The sequence below is a fragment of the Geomonas paludis genome, assembly GCF_014193585.1.
Classification (GTDB): domain Bacteria; phylum Desulfobacterota; class Desulfuromonadia; order Geobacterales; family Geobacteraceae; genus Geomonas; species Geomonas paludis.
This window is the reverse complement of record NZ_BLXY01000011.1, coordinates 1-18666: the sequence shown is the minus strand read 5'-3', so window position 1 is coordinate 18666 and position 18666 is coordinate 1. Positions and strand designations below refer to the sequence as shown.

Genomic DNA, 18666 nt, shown 5'->3' with positions numbered 1-18666 from the left:
GAATATCCAATTGACCGGCCGGAGTCAAATTGATAAATTCGATGAAATTAATAAGGTCGATCGCAATTGCTAATGGGAGGGCGCGGTGAATCTCAAGCAGCTGGAAGTTTTCATCAACGTGGCTGAAAGCGGCAGTTTCTCGAAAGGAGCCGAGGCCTCCTACATCACCCAATCCACCGTAAGCCAGCACATCTCTGCCCTGGAGAGCGAATTCGGCATGAAACTGTTGGATCGGACCGGCAGGGGGGCGTTCCCCACCGAGGGAGGGAAGATCCTCCTGGAGCGGGCACGCAAGCTGGTGGAGTACGCCAGGGAGATACCGGTTGCGCTGGCGCGTTTCAAGGGGATCGAGGAAGCGGTACTCAATATCGCGGGGAGCAGCATTCCCGGAGAGTACATGATCCCGGCCGCCCTCCCCCTGCTGATCGACCGCTTCCCCGGTGTGACCATAGTGCTCAGGCAGGGTGACAGCCGCGACGTGTTGGGCAAGCTGCTCTCGGAAGAGGTGGAACTGGGCGTGGTAGGCGGTCGTTTCGACGAGGAGACGTTGGAACTGGTACCCTTTGCCGAGGACGAACTGGTGCTGATAGCGCGCGCCGGCCACCGTTGGGGCAAGGAGAAGAAGATCGGCAAGGACGAGCTGCTGGGTGAACCGGTGGTGCTGCGCGAGACCGGATCCGGGACCGGGAAAGCTGCCATCCAGGCCCTGCGTGAAGCGGGCATCGATCCGGCGAAGCTGCGCGTGGCTGCGCACTTGGGGAGCAACGAGTCGGTGAAGCGCGCGGTGATCTCGGGGATCGGCGTTTCCTTCGTCTCCGCTATTTCAGTGTGGCACGAATTGGAACAGGGCACGCTGATCCAGGTTCCGGTGGACGGCGTTTCCATCAAGCGCCAGTTTTACCTCGCCAGTCGCAAAGGCCGCGAGCTGTCGCCGGCGGCACAAGCTTTCAGGAACATCATGCTGGAGATGTTCAAGTCGGTGGAGCATTAAACCTGTAGGGGCGAAAAATCATTCGCCCCTCTCATACCGCACAAGGACCAACGTCACCCGTCTTTGCGAAGATTCTTTTCCTGGCGCAAACCTCCAGCTATGTATCCGAGGGAAGCTGGAGCTTCTGAAAGGCTTTGCGTTCCCAAGGCGGACCTTGGGAACGAGATCAACTCAAGGGAGGGGGAGATCAGCCTCGGGCTTTTCCCCGGAATTCCCGGATGAACCTTAGCGAAGGGGGGACAGGGGGGATTTGCTTCTCCCGGCAGCCAGCCGAGCTCACCGTTATTTACTCAATCGACTTGGACCTTTGCTTTTTCCGCTCCGACACCGCCTTCTTATCCGACAACCGCCTCTCCTTGGCGCCGCGCGGCACCTTGGTGGCGATGCGCTTCTTCCTTTTCTGCTCGCGCCTGCGCAGCAGTTCTGCCAGACGCTGCAGCGCCATTTCCCGGTTCTGCGCCTGCGACCGGCTTTCGCTGGCCTGGGCCACGATCCCCGTCGGCAGGTGCCGGATGCGCACGGCGGAGTCGGTCGTGTTGCGATGCTGCCCTCCCGGACCCGACGCGCGGTAAAATTCCACCTTTATTTCTGATTCCTTTATCTCTACCATTTTCCTCTTCCTACTGTTATCGCGAGGGGGACTGGCTCCGCAGGTGCCTGTCCCCTTTACTGGAATTCCGTGAATATACCATGCCTGTCGCAGCCCCCCAAGGAAACTCGTCTGCACGTTGAATCACAACACGGATACTTACCTGTGCGGGTAATACTTGCCGGGCATCGTGCAATTAGCGATAAGAGGTCCTCGCGGTTGATGTCACCGCTATTTTTTGCTACATTGGCCCCCTTTAAACACAACATCCGCCACAAGGAGAGTTGAACATGCCCGTCATCACCATCGACCTCGGCACCATCGAGGACAAAGAGAAAAAAGGCCAACTGGTGCAGGCTCTGACCGAAGCGGCCAGCACCGTCACCCAGATTCCCGCGGATAAGTTCATCGTGTTCATCAAGGAGATGGAGCGCGAGAACATCGGCGTGGGCGGCAAACTGCTGTCCGACATCCTCAAGTAAGGCACAGGAGAACATATGAAAAAGAGCGTGGGCAAAGGCCCCCATGCCATGCCGACCCCGGTATGGCTCGTCGGAACGTACGATATAGCTGGTAAAGCGAACCTGGCCACCGTTGCCTGGGGCGGCGTCTGCTGTTCCGATCCGGCCTCGGTCACCATCTCCCTGCGCAAGGCTCGCCACAGCTACGACGCCATCCTCAAGCGCGGCGCCTTCACCGTCAACATCCCGTCGCAGCAGTTCGCCGTTGCCGCCGACTATGCCGGCATCGCTTCGGGCAGGAACGAGGACAAGTTCGCCAAGGCTGGCCTCACCGCCGTGAAGAGCGACCTGGTCGATGCACCCTACGTCGCTGAATTCCCGCTGGTCATAGAATGCCGCCTGCTGCAAACCGTGGAAGTCGGCGTCCATACCCAGTTCATCGGGGAGATCGTCGATGTGAAGGCGGACGAATCCGTTCTCGACGCCAAGAGGCTCCCTGATCCCGCCAAGGTGCAGCCGCTTATCTACAGCCCGACCAACCGCGTCTATTATGGTCTGGGCGAGATAGTCGGCCAGGGATTCGAGATCGGCAAGCAGTTGATGAAGTAACTGGATGGTTGCCGTTGCTACGGTATAATCGTTCCCGTCAATAAACCAAGGGGCGCTGCACCCCTGCCGAAGGCAGGCAGGGCCTGGACCGGGGATGACCATGGACGACGAGACCTTCAAGAAAGAGGTGCTGGACCGGCTGCAGCAGATCATGGAGATGCTGGCCTCCATCCTTCCGGAAGCGTGCATCGAGGAAGTGGAGGAAGTGCAGGCGCCCCTCCCAAGTCCGGAACCCGCGCAGGCAACTGATGCCTACGGCATCCTCGAAGAGATGCAGGACGACTACCGCACCGCCATGGACAAATGGAACCTGGAACACGGCTAAAGGGACTGGCTCCGTCAGGTGCCTGTCCCTTTAGCGGCACGCTCCTTTCAGCTCAGCCAGCTTTCCAAACGCCAAGGGGACAGGCACCTGGCGGAGCCAGTCCCCTCCCTCATAAACTCCTCCTCACCACAAAACGCCCCTCGAACTCCAAGGTCACCCTTCTCAGCGGTTCATCCAGAAAACCAAGCGCGCTCTGCGCGATATGAGCCGGGACCCCGCCGTAAAAGGCCTGGGCAATGGCGCCGGTGATGCAGGCCAGGGTGTCGGAATCGCCTCCCAGCGAGACGGCCAGCCGCAGGGCGCTCTCGAAATCGGTCGAATCGAAGAAGGCGGCCAGCGCCTGGGGGAGCGTCCCCTGGCAGGAGACGTCGAAGCGGTAATCGGGACGGATGTCGTCGCAACCAAGCGACAGGTCATACCCGAAGCGCCCGGCGATGAAACTGCGCATCTCCTCCTTGCCGGCGCCGCTGCGTCCGAGGTAGATCGCCGCCGCCGCGGCCTGCGCCCCGCGCACCCCCTCCGGGTGCCCGTGCGTGGGAAGCGAGTACTCCTCGGCTTTTTTCAGCACCTCGTCCAGGGAATCGAAGGCCCAGGCCGCAGGCGCGATACGCATCGCCGAACCGTTGCCCCAGCTGTCATAGGGCGCGGCATGGTCATCTGCCGCCCAGCGCGCGAAGTTCTTGCCGTACCCGGCATCGGGATACCTGCGGTAGTAGCGCCGCATCACCTGTGGGTAGGGCTCGCCGCTCATGATCGCGTCGGCAAGCGCCACGGTGAGCACGGTGTCGTCGGTGAACCGGCAGCGGTCCTGGAACAGCGGGAAAACGGTGGTCTTGATGTTGTCCCACTCGTAGATGGATCCGACGATGTCGCCGGTCAGAGCGCCGAGCATGTCACCCCCCTACCCCTCCTGCCTGGGTTTTGGTATCATCATCTGCCATGAACTACCTCTTCCATCTCTACCTCTCCGGGGACGACCCCGCCATCCTCACCGGCAACTTCATGGGCGACTTCGTCAAGGGGCCGCTCGCCGGCCGCTTCCCCGAGCGCCTGGGCCGGGGCCTGGCGCTGCACCGGCGCATCGATTCCTTCGCCCAGGGGCATCCCGCCTTCACCGCCAGCCGCCTGCGCATCGCGCCCGAATTCGGCCTGTACCGCGGCATCCTCGTCGACCTGTACTACGATCATTTTCTCGCCAGCGCATGGCGGCAGTGGCACGAGGAACCGCTGCCGGTCTACCTCCGCCGGGTCAGGAAAATCGTAGAGGGGAACCGCGCCCTGCTGCCGGAACGGCTACAGAGGCTGGTCCCGGTCATCTTCGAGGACATGATCCCCTCCTACCTTTCCACCGACGGCATTGCCGATGCGCTGCAGCGCATGTCCAGACGCGTGCCGCGTATCAATCCCCTGGCCGGCGGCGGCAGGGAGCTTACCCGCAACTACCACGCATTGCAAGAGGATTTCCTGCAATTTCTCCCCGATGCTGCCCGGCATTCGACCCAATTTTTGCAGGACTGACACAGGCATGCCGTTGCACCTTTGCTATAGTCAGCAGAGGGAGACACTTTGTTCCAACGTGGTCCCGGATTGTCACAATGACACCGGTGACACTATTTCTTCCACCCGTCGCATCCTCACGATCGCGCCTCGAAGCAGTAACTTTCCCGGTCACTGCTCCATCGAGAAGAGCTGATTGCAAAAAATCACAAGATCAGTCATAAAATCGCAACAATCCGCTTGAATAGAAACCAAGCCCGCGGTAAATTAGAGCGCCGTATTGATGTCGCACATGGAGAAGAACGATAGACACGATCCACCTACTCATCTTCGCCCTCGACGGCACACGCTACGCCTTGAGACTGGAACAGGTCACCAGGGTCATCAGGGCGGCGGCACTCACCACGATTCCCCATGCCCCGGACGTCGTACTCGGCATTCTGGACCTGCAGGGGGAGGTCATTCCCGTCATAAATCTGAGGAGACGCTTCGGCCTGCCCGAGCGGAGCATCGGCTGCGAAGACCAGTTCGTCGTCGCCCGCACCGGCAAGTTCACCCTCGCGCTCCACGTCGACACGGCCGAAGGGGTCTGCGACCAGTCGGCCGGGGAACCGGTTGCAGCGGACGAGATCGTCGCCGGGACCCAGTTCCTGGCGGGGGTGACCCGGACCGCCGAGGGGCTGGTGCTGATCCACGACCTGGACACCCTGCTCTTCCCCGACGAACAGGCGCAGATTCAGGCGGCGCTGGAGCAGGTGTAGCGTGGCCGAGCATCCCCACCAGGCGCTGCGCAGCTTCGCGGCGTTCGTAGGCAGAAACACCGGGTTGCACTTTCCCGAGGCGCGACTGCGGGACCTGGCACAGAAGATGACCACGCTGGCGCGGGAGGCCGGCTGCGAGGACCTGGACCACTACCTGTCCCAGCTCATGGCGGCTCCCCTGTCCCGGCAACAGATGAAGAGCCTTTGCGGCGCCCTGACCATCGGCGAGACCTATTTCCTGCGCGACCCCAAGAGCTACCGGGTGCTCGAGCGGCATATACTTCCGGGGCTCATCGCCGCGCGGCGGCGCGGCGGCAAGACCCTCAAGATCTGGAGCGCGGGGTGTTCCACCGGCGAGGAGCCCTACTCCATCGCCATCATCCTCAGTCGCCTGCTGCACGATCTCCCCGAGTGGAACGTCACGCTCCTGGGAACCGACATCAACGAGGAAGCGCTGGAGCGCGCGCAACGCGGGGTGTACGGCAAATGGTCCTTCCGCAACGCCCCGCAATGGCTCATGGAGTACTTCACTCCGGTCGGGGAAGGCCACTTCGAGATCGTGCCCCGCATCCGCAGCATGGTGCACTTCAGCCAGTTGAACCTGGCCGAGGACAGGGGCAGCGCGTTTACCAGCGGCGCGGACATCATCTTCTGCCGCAACGTGATGCTCTACTTCCACCCCGAGCAGATCGAGACGACGGTGGGATTGTTCCACGCCGCCTTGAAGCCGGGAGGGTGGCTTTTCGTCGGCCCCACCGAGGTGGACCATCAGAAGCTGCGCGGCTTCAGCTGCCATCACTACGACGGCGCCCTGGTACTGAGAAAGGGAGAACCGCGCCGTAAGGCGCAGCGTCCTTCCGCGCCCGTGCCGGCACCGGCTGCGGCCGCGCGTGTCGCTGCGGCGCCCCCTGCACCGGCGCCCGCCGGACTTTCCGCCGGGGCCTCCTCCTTACCGGCGGAGCCTGTGCCGGGAGGCATCGAGCAGGCACAGGACGCGTACCGCGCCGGACAATACCAGGAGGCGGCCCGCCTGGCCCTGTTGGCGCCGCACCTCCCGGAGCACCTTGCCCTCGCTGCGCGCTGCTACGCCAACCTGGGTCGCTACCAGGAGGCGCGCGAGCACTGCGAAAAGGCCCTGCTGCTGGAGCGCCTGGACGCCCACACCCATTACCTGCATTCCATGATCCTGGAACAGATGGGTGACGGGGCCGCGGCGGAGGCAGCCCTGAAACGCGCGCTCTACCTGGACCACGACTACCTGCTCGCCTACTTCGCCCTGGGGAACCTGTGCCGCAAGCGGGGCGAGCTCCGGGAGGCGGAGCAGAGTTTCGCCAACGCCCTGCGCCTGCTGCAGCGCTACGACCCGGCCGAGGTCCTCCCCGATGCCGAGGGGATCACGGCGGGGCTGCTGACGCAGTTGATCAAGGGGATGAACGCCGGCTTGAACCGCAGGTAGCACCGGCGGCAGTACCGTATCTGGAGATGGCGCATGTCGCGGAAGAGTTCCAACATAGACTGGGCAGCCCTGCTCAAGCGCCAGGAGGCGGCCTTCGCCGCGGCGGATGCCCCCTCGCGCGACCCGGAGCGAGAGAAGGCGCAGCTCGAAGAACGGGCGCGCCAGCTGAGCCGGCGCCCCGAAGGGACGGCCGCCGCTACCGGCATCGAGTGCCTGGAGTTCCTGCTGTCCGGCGAACGCTACGCCATCGAGCTCCCCTACATCGCTGCCACGCTGCCGCTCACCGATTTCACGCCGCTTTTTTGCGCGCCGTCCTTCGTGCTGGGGATCACCAACCTGCGTGGCCGCATCATCTCCATCATCGATCTGCGCCGTTTCTTCGAACTGCCGGCCCTGGGGCTCTCCGACCTGAACCGGGTCATCGTGGTGGGCGACGACCGTATGGAATTTGGCGTCCTCGCCGACAGCATCGTCGGCACCAGGACCGTCGCGACCGGCGACCTGCTCCCCGTTCCCGACACCTTCACCGGTCCCAGGGAGGAGTTCGTCGCCGGGGTGACCGCCGGGCGCCTGGCCCTGCTGGACATGGGACGCATCCTGGGCGACCCGAGGATGGTGGTGCACGAAGAGGTGGGGTAGAAAGACTAGATTAAGACTAAGACTAAGATTAAGACTGATATCAGGTTGAACATTGATTGTCGTGGCATTTGACAATGCATAAAGATCGGGCCGCTGAGGCTTCCTTTATCTTTATCTCAATCTCAATCTTTATCTGTTTCTAGGGGGTTCCATGCTGAGCAATATGAAGATCCGTTCCCGACTGGCCGCCGGCTTCTCCGTGCTGGTGCTGTTCCTGATCCTGATCGGGGGGCTCTCCCTGAAAAACATCGCTGCCGAAGGCGACCTGTTGAGCGAGTTTTACGAACACCCCTTCACGGTCACCAACGCAATCCACCGGGTGGACAGCAACATCGTGCGCATGCACCGCGACATGAAGGACGTAGTGCTCTACGCCCACGATCGGACCGATGTGGAAAACTCTCTCGCCGACATCGACAGCTGCGAGCGCATCGTCTACCAGCAGCTCGCCCTGGCCCGCGAGAAGTTCCTCGGCGACAAGGCCAAGATCGACCAGATCAAGGAGTCCATGGACCAGTGGAAGGAGGTCCGGGGCCGGACCATCGCACTGGTGCGGCAAGGCAAGGTCAAGGAGGCCGTCGACTTCCACAAGACCTACGCGCGCCGAACCGTAACGAAGATCGAAGCACAGGTCAACGAGGTGCTCAAGTTCTCCTTCGGCAAAGCCGAGTCCTTCGCGCAGGAGTCCAGGCGCAACCAGCGTTCCACCTTCGCCATCACCGCGATCCTGGTCGCCCTTGCCGGCATCCTCGCCGCACTGATCGCCTTCGTCATCACCGCCTCCATCACCCGGCCCCTCTCCGATGCGGTCCAGGCCGCCGACCGGCTCTCCCGGGGCGACGTCTCCGTTGAAATCGGCAGCGGCTCCGCCGACGAACTGGGCCAGTTGCTCAGGGCCATGGGGAAGGTGGTACAGTCCATGCGCGGCATGGGCGAGACCGCCAACCGCATCGCGCTGGGCGATCTGGACGTCGACGTGGTGCCCCTGTCCGAGCGGGATGTCTTCGGCACCGCCATGCGCAACATGGTCGCCTCGCTCAACAGCCTGGCCGCCAACGCCGACCGCATCGCATCCGGCGATCTCACCATCGAAGTGCTCCCCGCCTCCCCCAGGGACCGGCTGGGCAACTCCTTCCGGACCATGACCGCCAACCTCAGGAATCTCACCGTCGAGATCGCCGAGGTGGTCAACGTGCTGGCCGGCTCCGCCGCTGAAATCATGACCACGGTGAGCGAGCTCGCCTCCAGTTCGGCCCAGACCGCCACCTCCATCTCCGAGACCAACGCCACCGTCCAGGAGATCCGCCAGACCACCGACCTCACCTCGCAGAAGTCGCGCCAGGTGTACGAGAGCGCACACCGCTCCACCCAGATCGCCCGCACCGGCCGCGAATCCGTCAACAGCGCCATCGGCGGCATGCAGGGGATCGACGAGCGCATGGGCTTCATCGCCGAGCGCATCGTCAACCTCTCCGAGCAAAGCCAGGCCATCGGCGAGATCATCGCGACCGTCGCGGACCTGGCCGAGCAGTCCAACCTGCTCGCGGTCAACGCGGCCATCGAGGCGGCCAAGGCCGGAGAACACGGCAAGGGGTTCGCCGTGGTGGCGCAGGAAGTGAAGAACCTGGCCACCCAGTCCAAACAGGCCACCTCCCAGGTCAGGAACATCATCGGCCAGATCCAGAAGGCGACCACCGCCGCGGTGCTCGCCACCGAGCAGGGGAGCAAGGCGGTCGAGGCGGGGGTGAAACAGTCCAGCGAGGCCGGCGAATCGATCCGGCAGCTTGCCGCCAGCATCGAGGAATCCTCCAACGCAACGCTGCAGATCGTGACCTCGACCCAGGAGCAGGCCATCGGCATGGACCAGATCGCCATCGCCATCCAGAGCATCAACCAGGCCAGCGACCAGAACGTGGAAGGATCGCGCCAGATCGAGGCGGCGGCCCGCAACCTCTACGAGCTGAACCAGAAACTGCAGCAGCTGGTCAGCGGCTACAAGCTGGCATGACCGCCATGACCGCAGCAAACCGGAGACTACTGCCGCATGCTTGACAGCGAGGCCCTGCTCAAAGAGCTCCTGGCGACCTTCGAAATGGAGGCGCGGGAGCACCTCGGGGAACTGGCGTCCCTGCTCCTCGCGCTGGAGCGCGACCCGGAACTGACCGAGCGGCGCCGCCTGCTGGAGTCCGTGTTCCGGCGCGTGCACACCCTGAAGGGCGCGGCCCATGCCGTCAACCTCCCGGACGTGGCACTTGCCTGCCAGCGGCTCGAGGACGTGCTCGCCGGGTTGAAGCGGGGCGACCTCGCCCTCGGGCTGGCAGAGTTCGACGCGCTGCACGCGAGCATCAACGACCTGGAACAGCGGCTCTCCCGGGGGTTGTCGGCGGCCGGAGCGGTGCCTTCCCCCTCTCCTCGCCCCGAGCCGCCCCGCCCGGCGCCGGTTGTCCCGGCAGCGCCCCGCGAAGACGGGGAGGTTGCCGCAGCGCGACCGTCGCGCCCCTCCGCCGTGCCGGTCGCCGCTCCACCGGCCGCTCCGCCCCCGCAACAGGTTCCCGAGCCGAAACCGGCGCAGCAGCATCACGTAGCGGCGCGTCCGCAGGGGGACGAGACGGTCCGGGTCTCGGCCCGGCTCCTGGAAGAGCTGCTGCTGCAGTCCGAGGAGCTGGTCTCGGCGAAACAGTCCGCTTCCGTGCTGCACGAGGAACTGGCAGCGCTTACCGGCGAGCTGGCCCTGCGCCAGGGGGAACGCGCCCGCGCCCTGGAGAGGGCACGCAGGGGGATGAAGGGGGGCGCCGGGGGTGAGGGCGCGCTGGCCGCGCTCCTGGAGCAGAGCTGCCAGGCCGAGCGGCACACCGAGGGGCGCCTGCGCCTTTTGGAAAAGAGCGCCGACAAGCACCTGAGGTCGCTGCAGGGGATGATCGATCCCCTCCTGGAGGAAATGAAGAAGCTGCAGCTGCTCCCCTGCGCCACGGTCTGCGACCCCTTCGCCAAGCTGGTGCGGGACCTCGCCCGCGAGCTGGGCAAGGAGGCGGAATTCACCTACCAGGGGGGCGAACTGGAGATCGACCGCCGCATCCTGGCCGAACTGAAGGAACCGCTGCTGCACCTGGTGCGCAACACGGTGGATCACGGCATCGAGTCACCGGCGCGGCGCGAGGCCGCGGGCAAGCCCGCCAGGGGGGCGATCCGTATCGACATCAGGCTGCAGGACGCAAACCGCGCCGAGCTCGTCCTGGAAGACGACGGCGGCGGCATCGACGTGGCCCGGGTGAAGGAAGCCGCACTGCGGCTCGAAGTAGCCCCGGCCGAACTGCTGGAGCGCATGGCCGACCAGGAGGCGCTGCAGCTCATCTTCGAGTCCGGCCTCTCCACCAGCCGCTCCGTCGGCAACGTTTCGGGACGGGGTATCGGCCTTGCCATCGTGCGCGACTCCCTGGAGCGGCTGGGTGGCCACGTCGCCGTTGCCAGCACCCCCGGGGGCGGCACCCTGTTCCGGCTGGTCTTCCCGCTCTCCTTCGCGCGGATCCGCGGCCTGCTGGTGCAGGTACGCGGCAGGGACTGCGTCATCCCGGCCAACAACGTGGAGGTAAGCTCGCGCGTAGCAGTCGCCGACGTGAAACGGGTGGAGAACCGCGACACGGTGCTGGTGAACGGCGAGGTGGTGGCGCTGGTCTCGCTGGCGCGCATCCTGGAACTGGAGCGCAGCGCAGCGGCGCAGGAGCAAAGCCTTTCTTTCGTGCTGCTGCATGCCGGCGAGAAGCGCATCGCCTTCGCCGTGGACCAGGTGCTGGGGGTCCAGGAGATCCTGGTCAAGCCGCTGGGGCGCCAGCTCTCCCGGGTGCGCAACGTGTCCGGCGGCACCGTGCTCGGCAACAGCAAAGTGGTGCCGGTCCTGAACGTGGCGGACCTGTTCCGTTCCGCACTCGCCGTCGAAGCGCCTGCGCTCCCCTCCCCCTCCCCCGCAGGCAGGCCCAGGCCGGTCTCGGTGCTAGTGGCCGAGGACTCCATCACGTCGCGCACGCTGCTCAAGAACATCCTGGAGGCCGCCGGCTACCAGGTGCGCACCGCGGTGGACGGGGCGGACGCACTGTCGCAGTTGCGCGCCGAGCCCTGCGACGTGGTCATCTCCGACATCGAGATGCCGCGCATGGACGGCTTCCAGCTCACCGCGGCCATCCGCGCCGACAGCAGGCTCGCCGCCCTCCCCGTGGTGCTGGTGACCGGGCTCGAGTCGCGCAGCGACCGGGAGCGGGGCATCGACGTGGGCGCCAGCGCCTACCTGGTGAAGAGCAGCTTCGACCAGGGCAACCTGGTCGAGGTCATTCAAAAACTCAGCTGACGAGGAACCGCGTGATCAGACTGCTGGTGGTAGAAGATTCGAAAACGGTGCAGCGCGCGCTGGTGGCTGCCTTCGAGGCCGATCCCGAGCTCACCGTGGTCGGCACCGCCGAAAGCGGCGAGGAGGCGGTCGAAGCAGCCAAGACGCTCCGCCCGGACCTGATCACCATGGACATCAACCTGCCCGGCATGGACGGCTTCGACGCCACCCGCGCCATCATGTCCACCTGCCCGGTCCCCATCGTCATCGTCACCGGCCGGATGAACCCCAAGGACAGCGCCACCCTGTTCCGGGTCATGGAGGCCGGCGCGCTCATGGTGCTTGCCAAACCCGATCCGGTCGGCACCCCCGGCTACCAGGCCTCGGTGGACAACCTGGTGCACCACCTGAAGCTGATGGCCGAGATCAAGGTGGTGCGGCGCATCTTCCCCACCGGGAAGGCGGCGCCTCGCCCGGCGCGTCCGCTCACCCTCCCTTCGGCACAGCCGGTCAAGGTGGTGGCCATCGGGGCTTCGACGGGGGGGCCGCCCCTTTTGCGCCAGATACTGGCGGAACTGCCGGCCACCTTCCCGGCCGCGGTGGTCGTGGTCCAGCACATGGCGGTCGGCTTCACCGAGAACTTCGTGCACTGGCTGAACCGCACGTCCAAGCTTCCGGTGCAGTTGGGGACCGACGGGGCGCAGGTGAGCGCCGGACAGGTCTACGTGGCGCCGGACCACTTTCACATGGAGGTCACCTCCGCCGGCAGGATCATGCTCACCGAGGCCCCGCCGGAGCACGGGGTGCGCCCCTCGGTCTCGGTCCTGTTCCGGTCGGTGGCGCAGAGCTACGGGCGGCACGCCATGGGGGTGCTCCTCACCGGCATGGGCAAGGACGGTGCCCTTGAGCTCAAGACGATCCGGGGACGCGGCGGCATCACCGTGGCCCAGGACCGCGAGAGCTCCATGGTCTTCGGCATGCCCGGCGAGGCGATAGAGATCGACGCGGCCCAGCACGTGCTGCCGCCGGCGGCGATCATCGAACTGTTACACAGGGTCACCAGCAAAGGCGCCAACGCCGCTACCAGTTAAGGAAAGAGAAGAGATGGACACCGATTACACCGCCGGTGCCGGACGGCACCACATACTGATCGTCGACGACAGCCCCACCCAGGCCAAGCTCCTGGAACAGATGCTGGCCGAGCAGGGTTACCGGGTGCTCACCGCCCGCAACGGCAGCGACGCCCTGGAGGTGATCCGGTCCGGGAGCCCCGACCTGGTCATCAGCGACATCCTCATGCCCGAGATGGACGGCTTCGAGCTCTGCCGCAGGGTGAGGCAACTCCCCGGCAAGGCGCGACTCCCCATCATCCTGCTGACGCACCTGAACGACCCTGCCGACGTCCTGCACAGCCTCGAGGTGGGCGCCGACTACTTCGTCTCCAAGCCCTACAGCAGGAAGCTCCTCCTCTCCCGGATCCGGGCGGTGCTCGAAGGGGAGCGCCTGTGCCGCCAGGGGGATGTCGAGGGGGAGGTTTCCGTCGGCTACCGGGGCAGGCAGTACCATGTCCACGCCGACTGTGCCCACACCCTGGAACTGCTGCTGGCGACCTACGAGATGGCGGCGGAAAAGAACCAGGAACTGCTCGGCGCCCAGGCGCTGCTTTCCAACCTGAACCGCGAGTTGGAGCAGCGGGTGCTGGAGCGGACCGCGGCGCTCACCCAGGAGACGGCGGAGCGCCTGCAGGCGCTGGAAGAGCTGCGCAAGAAGGACGAAGTGCTCATGCAGCAGAGCCGGCAGGCGGCCATGGGGGAGATGATCGGCAACATCGCGCACCAGTGGCGCCAGCCGCTGAACGCGGTCGGGCTGCTGGTCCAGGACCTCACCCTTTCCTACGAGTACGGCAACTTCAGCCGGGAGTACCTCGAATCCAGCACCGGCAAGATCATGCAGATGGTGCGCCACATGTCGCAGACCATCGACGACTTCAGGAACTTCTTCACCCCCGACAAGGAGAAGACCGAGTTCCAGTTGGAGAAGGTGCTGCGGCGCACCCTGGCGCTGATCGACGGCAGCCTCAACGACAAGGGGATCACCATCGAGCTGCAGGCCGGCGAGGTCCCCGCCGTGGTCGGGCACCCCAACGAGTTTTCCCAGGTGCTTTTGAACATCATGAACAACGCCATGGACGTCTTCGGCGAGAGAAAGATCCGCACCCCGCGCCTGAAGGTCACCCTCTCCAGCCACCAAGGGAGGGCGGTGGTCACCATCACCGACAATGCCGGCGGCATTTCCGACGACATCATCGGCCGCATCTTCGAACCCTACTTCACCACCAAGGAGCAGGGCAAAGGGACCGGGATCGGCCTGTTCATGGCCAAGAACATCGTGGAAAAGAGCATGAACGGCTCCCTGACCGTGTGCAACACCGGGGAAGGCGCCGAGTTCAGGATCGAGGTTTGAAATGGCGGTAACTGCGGCACCCGGTATCGGTTTCAAATTGTTGTACGTGGAGGACGACGAGATCACCCGGCAGACGGTGCTCACCCTGCTCAGCCGCCGTTTCCCCGGGCTGGCCATCGCATCCGCTCCTAACGGCGGGGACGCCATGGCGCTCTACGGCACTTTCGCTCCCGACCTGGTGGTCACCGACATCAAGATGCCGGTGATGAGCGGCATCGATATGGCGCGGTGCATGCTGGAACAAAAGCCGTCGCTCCCCATCATCGTCACCAGCGCGCACAGCGACATGCAGTACCTCATGGAATCGATCGAACTGGGCATCGCGCGCTACGTTTTGAAGCCGATCGACAGCGCCAAGCTGTTCGCCTCCATCGAGGCCTGCCTCGGCACCCTTTCGCTGGAGCGCGAGCTGCAGGCCCAGCAGGCCTTCGTGCGCAAGTTGTCGCGCGCCGTGCAGCAAAGCCCCAGTTCCATCGTCATCACCGATCCGGAGGGGGTCGTCGAATACGTGAACCCGAAGTTCACCGAACTGACCGGCAGGGAGGAGGCCGAGGTGCTGGGGCGCCCCCTGGCAGCGCTCTTCCCCGGCGGCGACGGGATCTGGGCCCAGGTGTCGCCAGGCAACACGTGGCAGGGCGAAGTGGCGGGGACCGGCAAAGACGGCGCCCCCCTGTACCAGTTCAGCTCCGTATCGCCGGTGCTGGACGAAGCCGGCGCCATTGCCAACTTCGTCGCGGTCCAGGAGGACATCACCGAGCGGGTGCTCAACGAGCGTGAAATCGAGCAGTTGAACCGTAACCTCTCCGCGCGCGCCGAGGAGTTGGAGATCGCCAACCGCGACCTGGAGGGGTTCAGCTACACGGTCTCCCACGACCTGCGCACACCCCTTACCAACATCAACGGCTACTGCCAGGTGATCCTCGAGATCTACGGCGAGACGCTGGATCCGGGGTGCAAGGACTTCATCAACACGATTTTCAACGAAACCATCAACATGAACCAGCTGATCAGGACCCTGCTGGAGTTTTCCCGCGTCACCCGCGCGGAAATGGTAAAATCCCCCGTGGACTTGAGCGGCATGGCGACCCTGATCGCCGCGGGGCAACAGCTCGCCCTCCCCGGGCGCAAGTTAAGCTTCACCATAGAGCCCGACATGAGCGCCTACGGCGACCCCGACCTCTTGAAGGTGGTGCTGGAGAACCTCTTCTCCAACGCATGCAAGTACTCGAGCAAGAAGGAGCAGTCCCTGGTCGAGTTCGGCAGCATCGAGCGCGACGGGGAAACGGTCTACCTGGTACGCGACAACGGTGCCGGCTTCGACATGGCCCAGGCCGACAAGCTCTTCAGCCCGTTCCAGCGCCTGCACACCGAACGCGAATTCAGCGGTTTCGGCGTCGGCCTGGCCACCGTGCAGCGCATCATCCAGCGCCACGGGGGACGGGTCTGGGCCGAGGGCGAGGTCGATCGTGGCGCATGTTTCTACTTCACCCTCTCCGGCCCGCAGGGGTAATTCCGGCGGCCCAGGGAGCTTCTTTTACAGCTAGCGGAGGTCACTTCAGTGAACGCCACAAACAAGCATTCGCAACGGATTTTGCTGGTCGACGACGAGGAACAGATCCTGGAGGGATGTCGCGCCTGCCTGAACAATGCCGGCTGGCACGATGTCCTGACCGAAAGCGACAGCCGGCTGGTGCTGTCGCTTCTGGAGCGGGAGGAAGTCGACGTCATCGTGCTCGACCTGCGCATGCCCAACATCACCGGGGTGGAACTGCTCCCCCAGATCGTGAAGCAGCACCCGCAGATCAAGGTGATCGTGTCGACCGCCAACAACGACGTGGAGACGGTGGTGAACTGCATGAAGGAAGGCGCCTACGACTACATGGTCAAGCCCATCGACGTCAAGCGCCTGATCACTTCGGTGAAAAAGGCGATGGAGATGCGCAGCCTCGCCAACGAGCTTTCCGCGCTGAAGAGCTACATGTTCCATGACCGCCTGGAGCACCCGGAGGCCTTCGCCGGTATCGTCACCGGCAACAAAGCCATGCGGGCCGTGTTCCAGTACCTCGAGGTGATCGCCGGGACCCGGCAGCCGGTAACCATCACCGGCGAGACCGGCACCGGCAAGGAACTGATCGCCCGCGCCATCCATGACCTGAGCGGCTGCAGCGGCGACTACGTCGCACTCAACGTGGCCGGCCTCGATGACAACATGTTCTCCGACACCCTGTTCGGGCACCGCAAGGGGGCCTTCACCGGCGCCGAGCAGGCCCGCGACGGCCTCATTACCCGCGCCGCCGGCGGCACCCTCTTTCTCGACGAGATCGGCGACCTGAACGAGATGTCGCAGATCAAGCTGCTCAGGCTGTTGCAGGAGCAGGAGTACTACCCGGTCGGGTCCGATTTCATCAAGAAAAGCGACGCCCGCATCGTGCTGGCCACCAACCGCGACCTGCAGGAGATGATCAAGCAGGGCAAGTTCAGAAACGATTTGTACTACCGGCTCTGCGGCCACCGGGTGCACCTCCCCCCGCTGCGCGAGCGCCTGGACGACATCCCGCTTCTTTTGGACCACTTCCTGGAGAAGGCGGCGGCGCGCATAGGCAAGAAGAAGCCCACCCCTCCGCCGGAATTGGCCGTGATGCTGACCCTCTACCCCTTCCCGGGCAACGTGCGCGAGATGGAGGCCCTGGTTTCCGATGCCGTCCTGCGCCACACCTCGGGCGTGTTGTCCATGGAGACCTTCAAGATGGTGATCGGGGATCAGCGCCCCGCGGCGCAGGCAGGTTCCGGCAGCAGCAAGAGCTGCAATGACAACCCGTTGTGCGACATCTTCGGGCACTTCCCCACCCTTGACGAGGTCGAGCAGTACATGATCAGCGAGGCGATGAAGATGGCCAAGGGGAACCAGGGATTGGCCGGCAAGATCCTGGGCATGGGTCGCCAGACCCTCAACAAGCGTCTCAAGTCCCAGTCCGCCCCGGCCTGACGCGAGGAGCACGAGGCAGAAATACGAACCCGCCGGTGGCGCCATGCCCCGGCGGTTTCATGTTTTACGCGATAGGTATAGGTTCCCTCTCCCCCTGGGAGAGGGTGGCCGAAGGCCGGGTGAGGGCGCTGCCACGAAGGGAGCTATTACCACCAGCAAGCCCCTCACCCCGCCCCTCTCCCAGAGGGAGAGGGAGGAGTCAAAGGCAGCAGTTAAAAGTGTTGCGCCACGATCCCCTGGGCGAGATCCATCGACGAGGTGAAGGCGGGAGAGATGGGGTTCAGGACGTGCACCGTCGGCCCGTCCGCCACCACCAGGAAGTCCATCACCAGCTGCTTGGTGTCCCAGTCCACCAACTGCGGCCGGATCCCCACCTTGGAGGCGGCCACCACGTCTTCGGGCGAGAGTTCCTTGACCAGCCGGGCGGCGTCCTTGAAGAACACCGACGGGATGTACTTGGCCGGTTCGGTGAGCGCCACGTTGCGGAAAGGCTTGTTGGTCAGGAAGAGCACCAGGTCCTGGAACGCGATGGAGAAGGCCTCCGCGTCGATTCCCTTGATGATGCCGTAGTTCTCCCGGCCGAAGGCCGGAATTGCGGTGGGCCCGAGGTAGACGTCGCCGTGCACGCTGCGCGTGAAGTGCACCCCGAGGAACGGGTTGCGTATGTCGGGGACGGGATAGATGCTGGAATTCACCGTGTACGGCGCGTCCTTTTTGAGCAGCCGGTACACCCCCTTGAAGGGGATCAGGCGGTAGTTTTCGCCCACGCCGAAGAATGCCGCCACCTTGTTGCAGTACGCACCCGCCGCATTGACGAACCTGTTGAAGCGGATCTCCCCCTTGGTCGTGAGTGCGACGCCGCTCCCCTTGAGCCCGGTCATGCGGCACCCCAGGACGAAGGTCACCTTGCCGCTCTCTTCCAGGTCCTTTTTCAGGCTTTTCAGCACCGCCTTCGGGTCGACCACAGCCGTGTAGTGCGAGAAGAGAGCCCGTTGCACGGTGCGGGCGTTGGGCTCGATGGCGGCCAGTTGTTGCTCGTCGATCATCTCCACCTTGGCGCCGTTGGCGGTGGCGCGCCGGAATAGTTCGTCGAGCACCGGCAGTTCCGCCTGGGTGCGTGTCACGATCACCTTGCCGTTTTCCAGGAGCGGCAGTCCCTTCTCCTTGCAGTAGGCCCGCATCAGGAAGTTGCCGTTGAGGCAGGATTTGGCCTTGAGGCTGTCCGGCGAGTAGTAGATCCCGGCGTGCAGCACGCCCGAGTTGCGGCCGGAGGCGTGCACGCCGAGTTCCGTTTCCTTCTCGATGATCACGATGTCGCCGCGACCGGACTGCACCAGTTCTCGAGCGATGGTAAGTCCGATGATTCCCGCCCCGACGATCAGTATCTCAGCCCTGTCGAAACTCATGTCATCTCCATGTAAAACCCCAAAAAATGTATTTAACGCAAAGCAACCGTGTTCTCTGTCAAGCAAAAGCGTGGCTATCGCTCCAAGGCTGGTTATCTCTGAGCATTGCATTCAGTATGACCAGGAGCTTTCGCATCGTAGCGGTTATAGCCACCTTGTGCACCT

Annotated in this window: 16 protein-coding genes and 2 pseudogenes; 14 read left to right on the top strand and 4 right to left on the bottom strand. The window is 64.2% G+C overall.

The window, feature by feature from the left end:
- Positions 1-85 precede the first annotated feature (85 nt).
- Positions 86-991, top strand: a complete 906-nt coding sequence (locus H7687_RS17795; protein ID WP_183349907.1) for a selenium metabolism-associated LysR family transcriptional regulator — start codon at positions 86-88, stop codon at positions 989-991.
- 286 nt (positions 992-1277) lie between these two features.
- Here the strand turns inward: H7687_RS17795 and H7687_RS17790 are convergent.
- Positions 1278-1598, bottom strand: a pseudogene (locus H7687_RS17790) (peptide chain release factor-like protein); the annotation flags it as partial.
- A gap of 272 nt (positions 1599-1870) precedes the next feature.
- On the opposite strand from H7687_RS17790, the gene dmpI reads away from it, so the two are divergent.
- From dmpI to H7687_RS17775, 3 genes are all read left to right on the top strand, one after another.
- On the top strand, positions 1871-2062 hold the full coding sequence (gene dmpI, locus H7687_RS17785) for a 4-oxalocrotonate tautomerase DmpI (protein ID WP_183349903.1): 192 nt from the start codon (positions 1871-1873) through the stop codon (positions 2060-2062).
- A gap of 15 nt (positions 2063-2077) precedes the next feature.
- On the top strand, positions 2078-2650 hold the full coding sequence (locus tag H7687_RS17780; protein ID WP_183349901.1) for a flavin reductase family protein: 573 nt from the start codon (positions 2078-2080) through the stop codon (positions 2648-2650).
- 100 nt (positions 2651-2750) lie between these two features.
- Entirely contained in the window at positions 2751-2975 is a 225-nt protein-coding gene (locus H7687_RS17775; RefSeq protein ID WP_183349899.1) for a hypothetical protein, read from the top strand.
- 109 nt (positions 2976-3084) lie between these two features.
- Here the strand turns inward: H7687_RS17775 and H7687_RS17770 are convergent, their stop codons facing one another.
- Entirely contained in the window at positions 3085-3867 is a 783-nt protein-coding gene (locus H7687_RS17770; protein WP_183349897.1) for an ADP-ribosylglycohydrolase family protein, read from the bottom strand.
- Between the two features lie 47 nt (positions 3868-3914).
- Between H7687_RS17770 and H7687_RS17765 the strand changes: the two genes are divergently transcribed.
- The 10 genes from H7687_RS17765 (at position 3915) to H7687_RS17720 (ending at position 17095) form a co-directional block, all read left to right on the top strand.
- Positions 3915-4493, top strand: coding sequence for an acyl carrier protein phosphodiesterase (locus H7687_RS17765; protein ID WP_183349895.1), 579 nt, complete (start codon positions 3915-3917; stop codon positions 4491-4493).
- A 284-nt stretch (positions 4494-4777) separates the two neighbouring features.
- Positions 4778-5233, top strand: coding sequence for a chemotaxis protein CheW (locus H7687_RS17760; RefSeq protein ID WP_183350059.1), 456 nt, complete (start codon positions 4778-4780; stop codon positions 5231-5233).
- Position 5234: 1 nt separating this feature from the next.
- Positions 5235-6689 carry a CheR family methyltransferase gene (locus H7687_RS17755; protein WP_183349893.1) on the top strand — a complete coding sequence of 485 codons (1455 nt, stop codon included), beginning with the start codon at positions 5235-5237 and terminating at the stop codon, positions 6687-6689.
- Between the two features lie 33 nt (positions 6690-6722).
- Positions 6723-7328, top strand: coding sequence for a chemotaxis protein CheW (locus tag H7687_RS17750; RefSeq protein WP_183349891.1), 606 nt, complete (start codon positions 6723-6725; stop codon positions 7326-7328).
- A 151-nt stretch (positions 7329-7479) separates the two neighbouring features.
- Entirely contained in the window at positions 7480-9336 is a 1857-nt protein-coding gene (locus tag H7687_RS17745; RefSeq protein WP_183349889.1) for a methyl-accepting chemotaxis protein, read from the top strand.
- A gap of 36 nt (positions 9337-9372) precedes the next feature.
- A complete protein-coding gene (locus tag H7687_RS17740) occupies positions 9373-11667 on the top strand; it encodes a hybrid sensor histidine kinase/response regulator (protein ID WP_183349887.1) in 2295 nt (764 codons plus the stop codon).
- Positions 11668-11678: 11 nt separating this feature from the next.
- Positions 11679-12737, top strand: a complete 1059-nt coding sequence (gene cheB, locus H7687_RS17735) for a chemotaxis-specific protein-glutamate methyltransferase CheB (RefSeq protein WP_183349885.1) — start codon at positions 11679-11681, stop codon at positions 12735-12737.
- Positions 12738-12750: 13 nt separating this feature from the next.
- The gene (locus tag H7687_RS17730) at positions 12751-14109 is read left to right on the top strand and encodes a hybrid sensor histidine kinase/response regulator (RefSeq protein ID WP_183349883.1); all 1359 of its coding nucleotides are present in this window, start codon (positions 12751-12753) and stop codon (positions 14107-14109) included.
- A gap of 1 nt (position 14110) precedes the next feature.
- Positions 14111-15619 carry a sensor histidine kinase gene (locus H7687_RS17725; RefSeq protein WP_183349881.1) on the top strand — a complete coding sequence of 503 codons (1509 nt, stop codon included), beginning with the start codon at positions 14111-14113 and terminating at the stop codon, positions 15617-15619.
- A 48-nt stretch (positions 15620-15667) separates the two neighbouring features.
- Positions 15668-17095, top strand: coding sequence for a sigma-54-dependent transcriptional regulator (locus H7687_RS17720; protein WP_183349879.1), 1428 nt, complete (start codon positions 15668-15670; stop codon positions 17093-17095).
- A gap of 212 nt (positions 17096-17307) precedes the next feature.
- Here H7687_RS17720 and lhgD read toward each other — a convergent pair whose 3' ends face one another.
- Positions 17308-18501, bottom strand: coding sequence for an L-2-hydroxyglutarate dehydrogenase (gene lhgD, locus H7687_RS17715; protein ID WP_183349877.1), 1194 nt, complete (start codon positions 18499-18501; stop codon positions 17308-17310).
- A 58-nt stretch (positions 18502-18559) separates the two neighbouring features.
- A pseudogene (locus H7687_RS17710) lies at positions 18560-18666 on the bottom strand (IS110 family transposase); the annotation flags it as partial.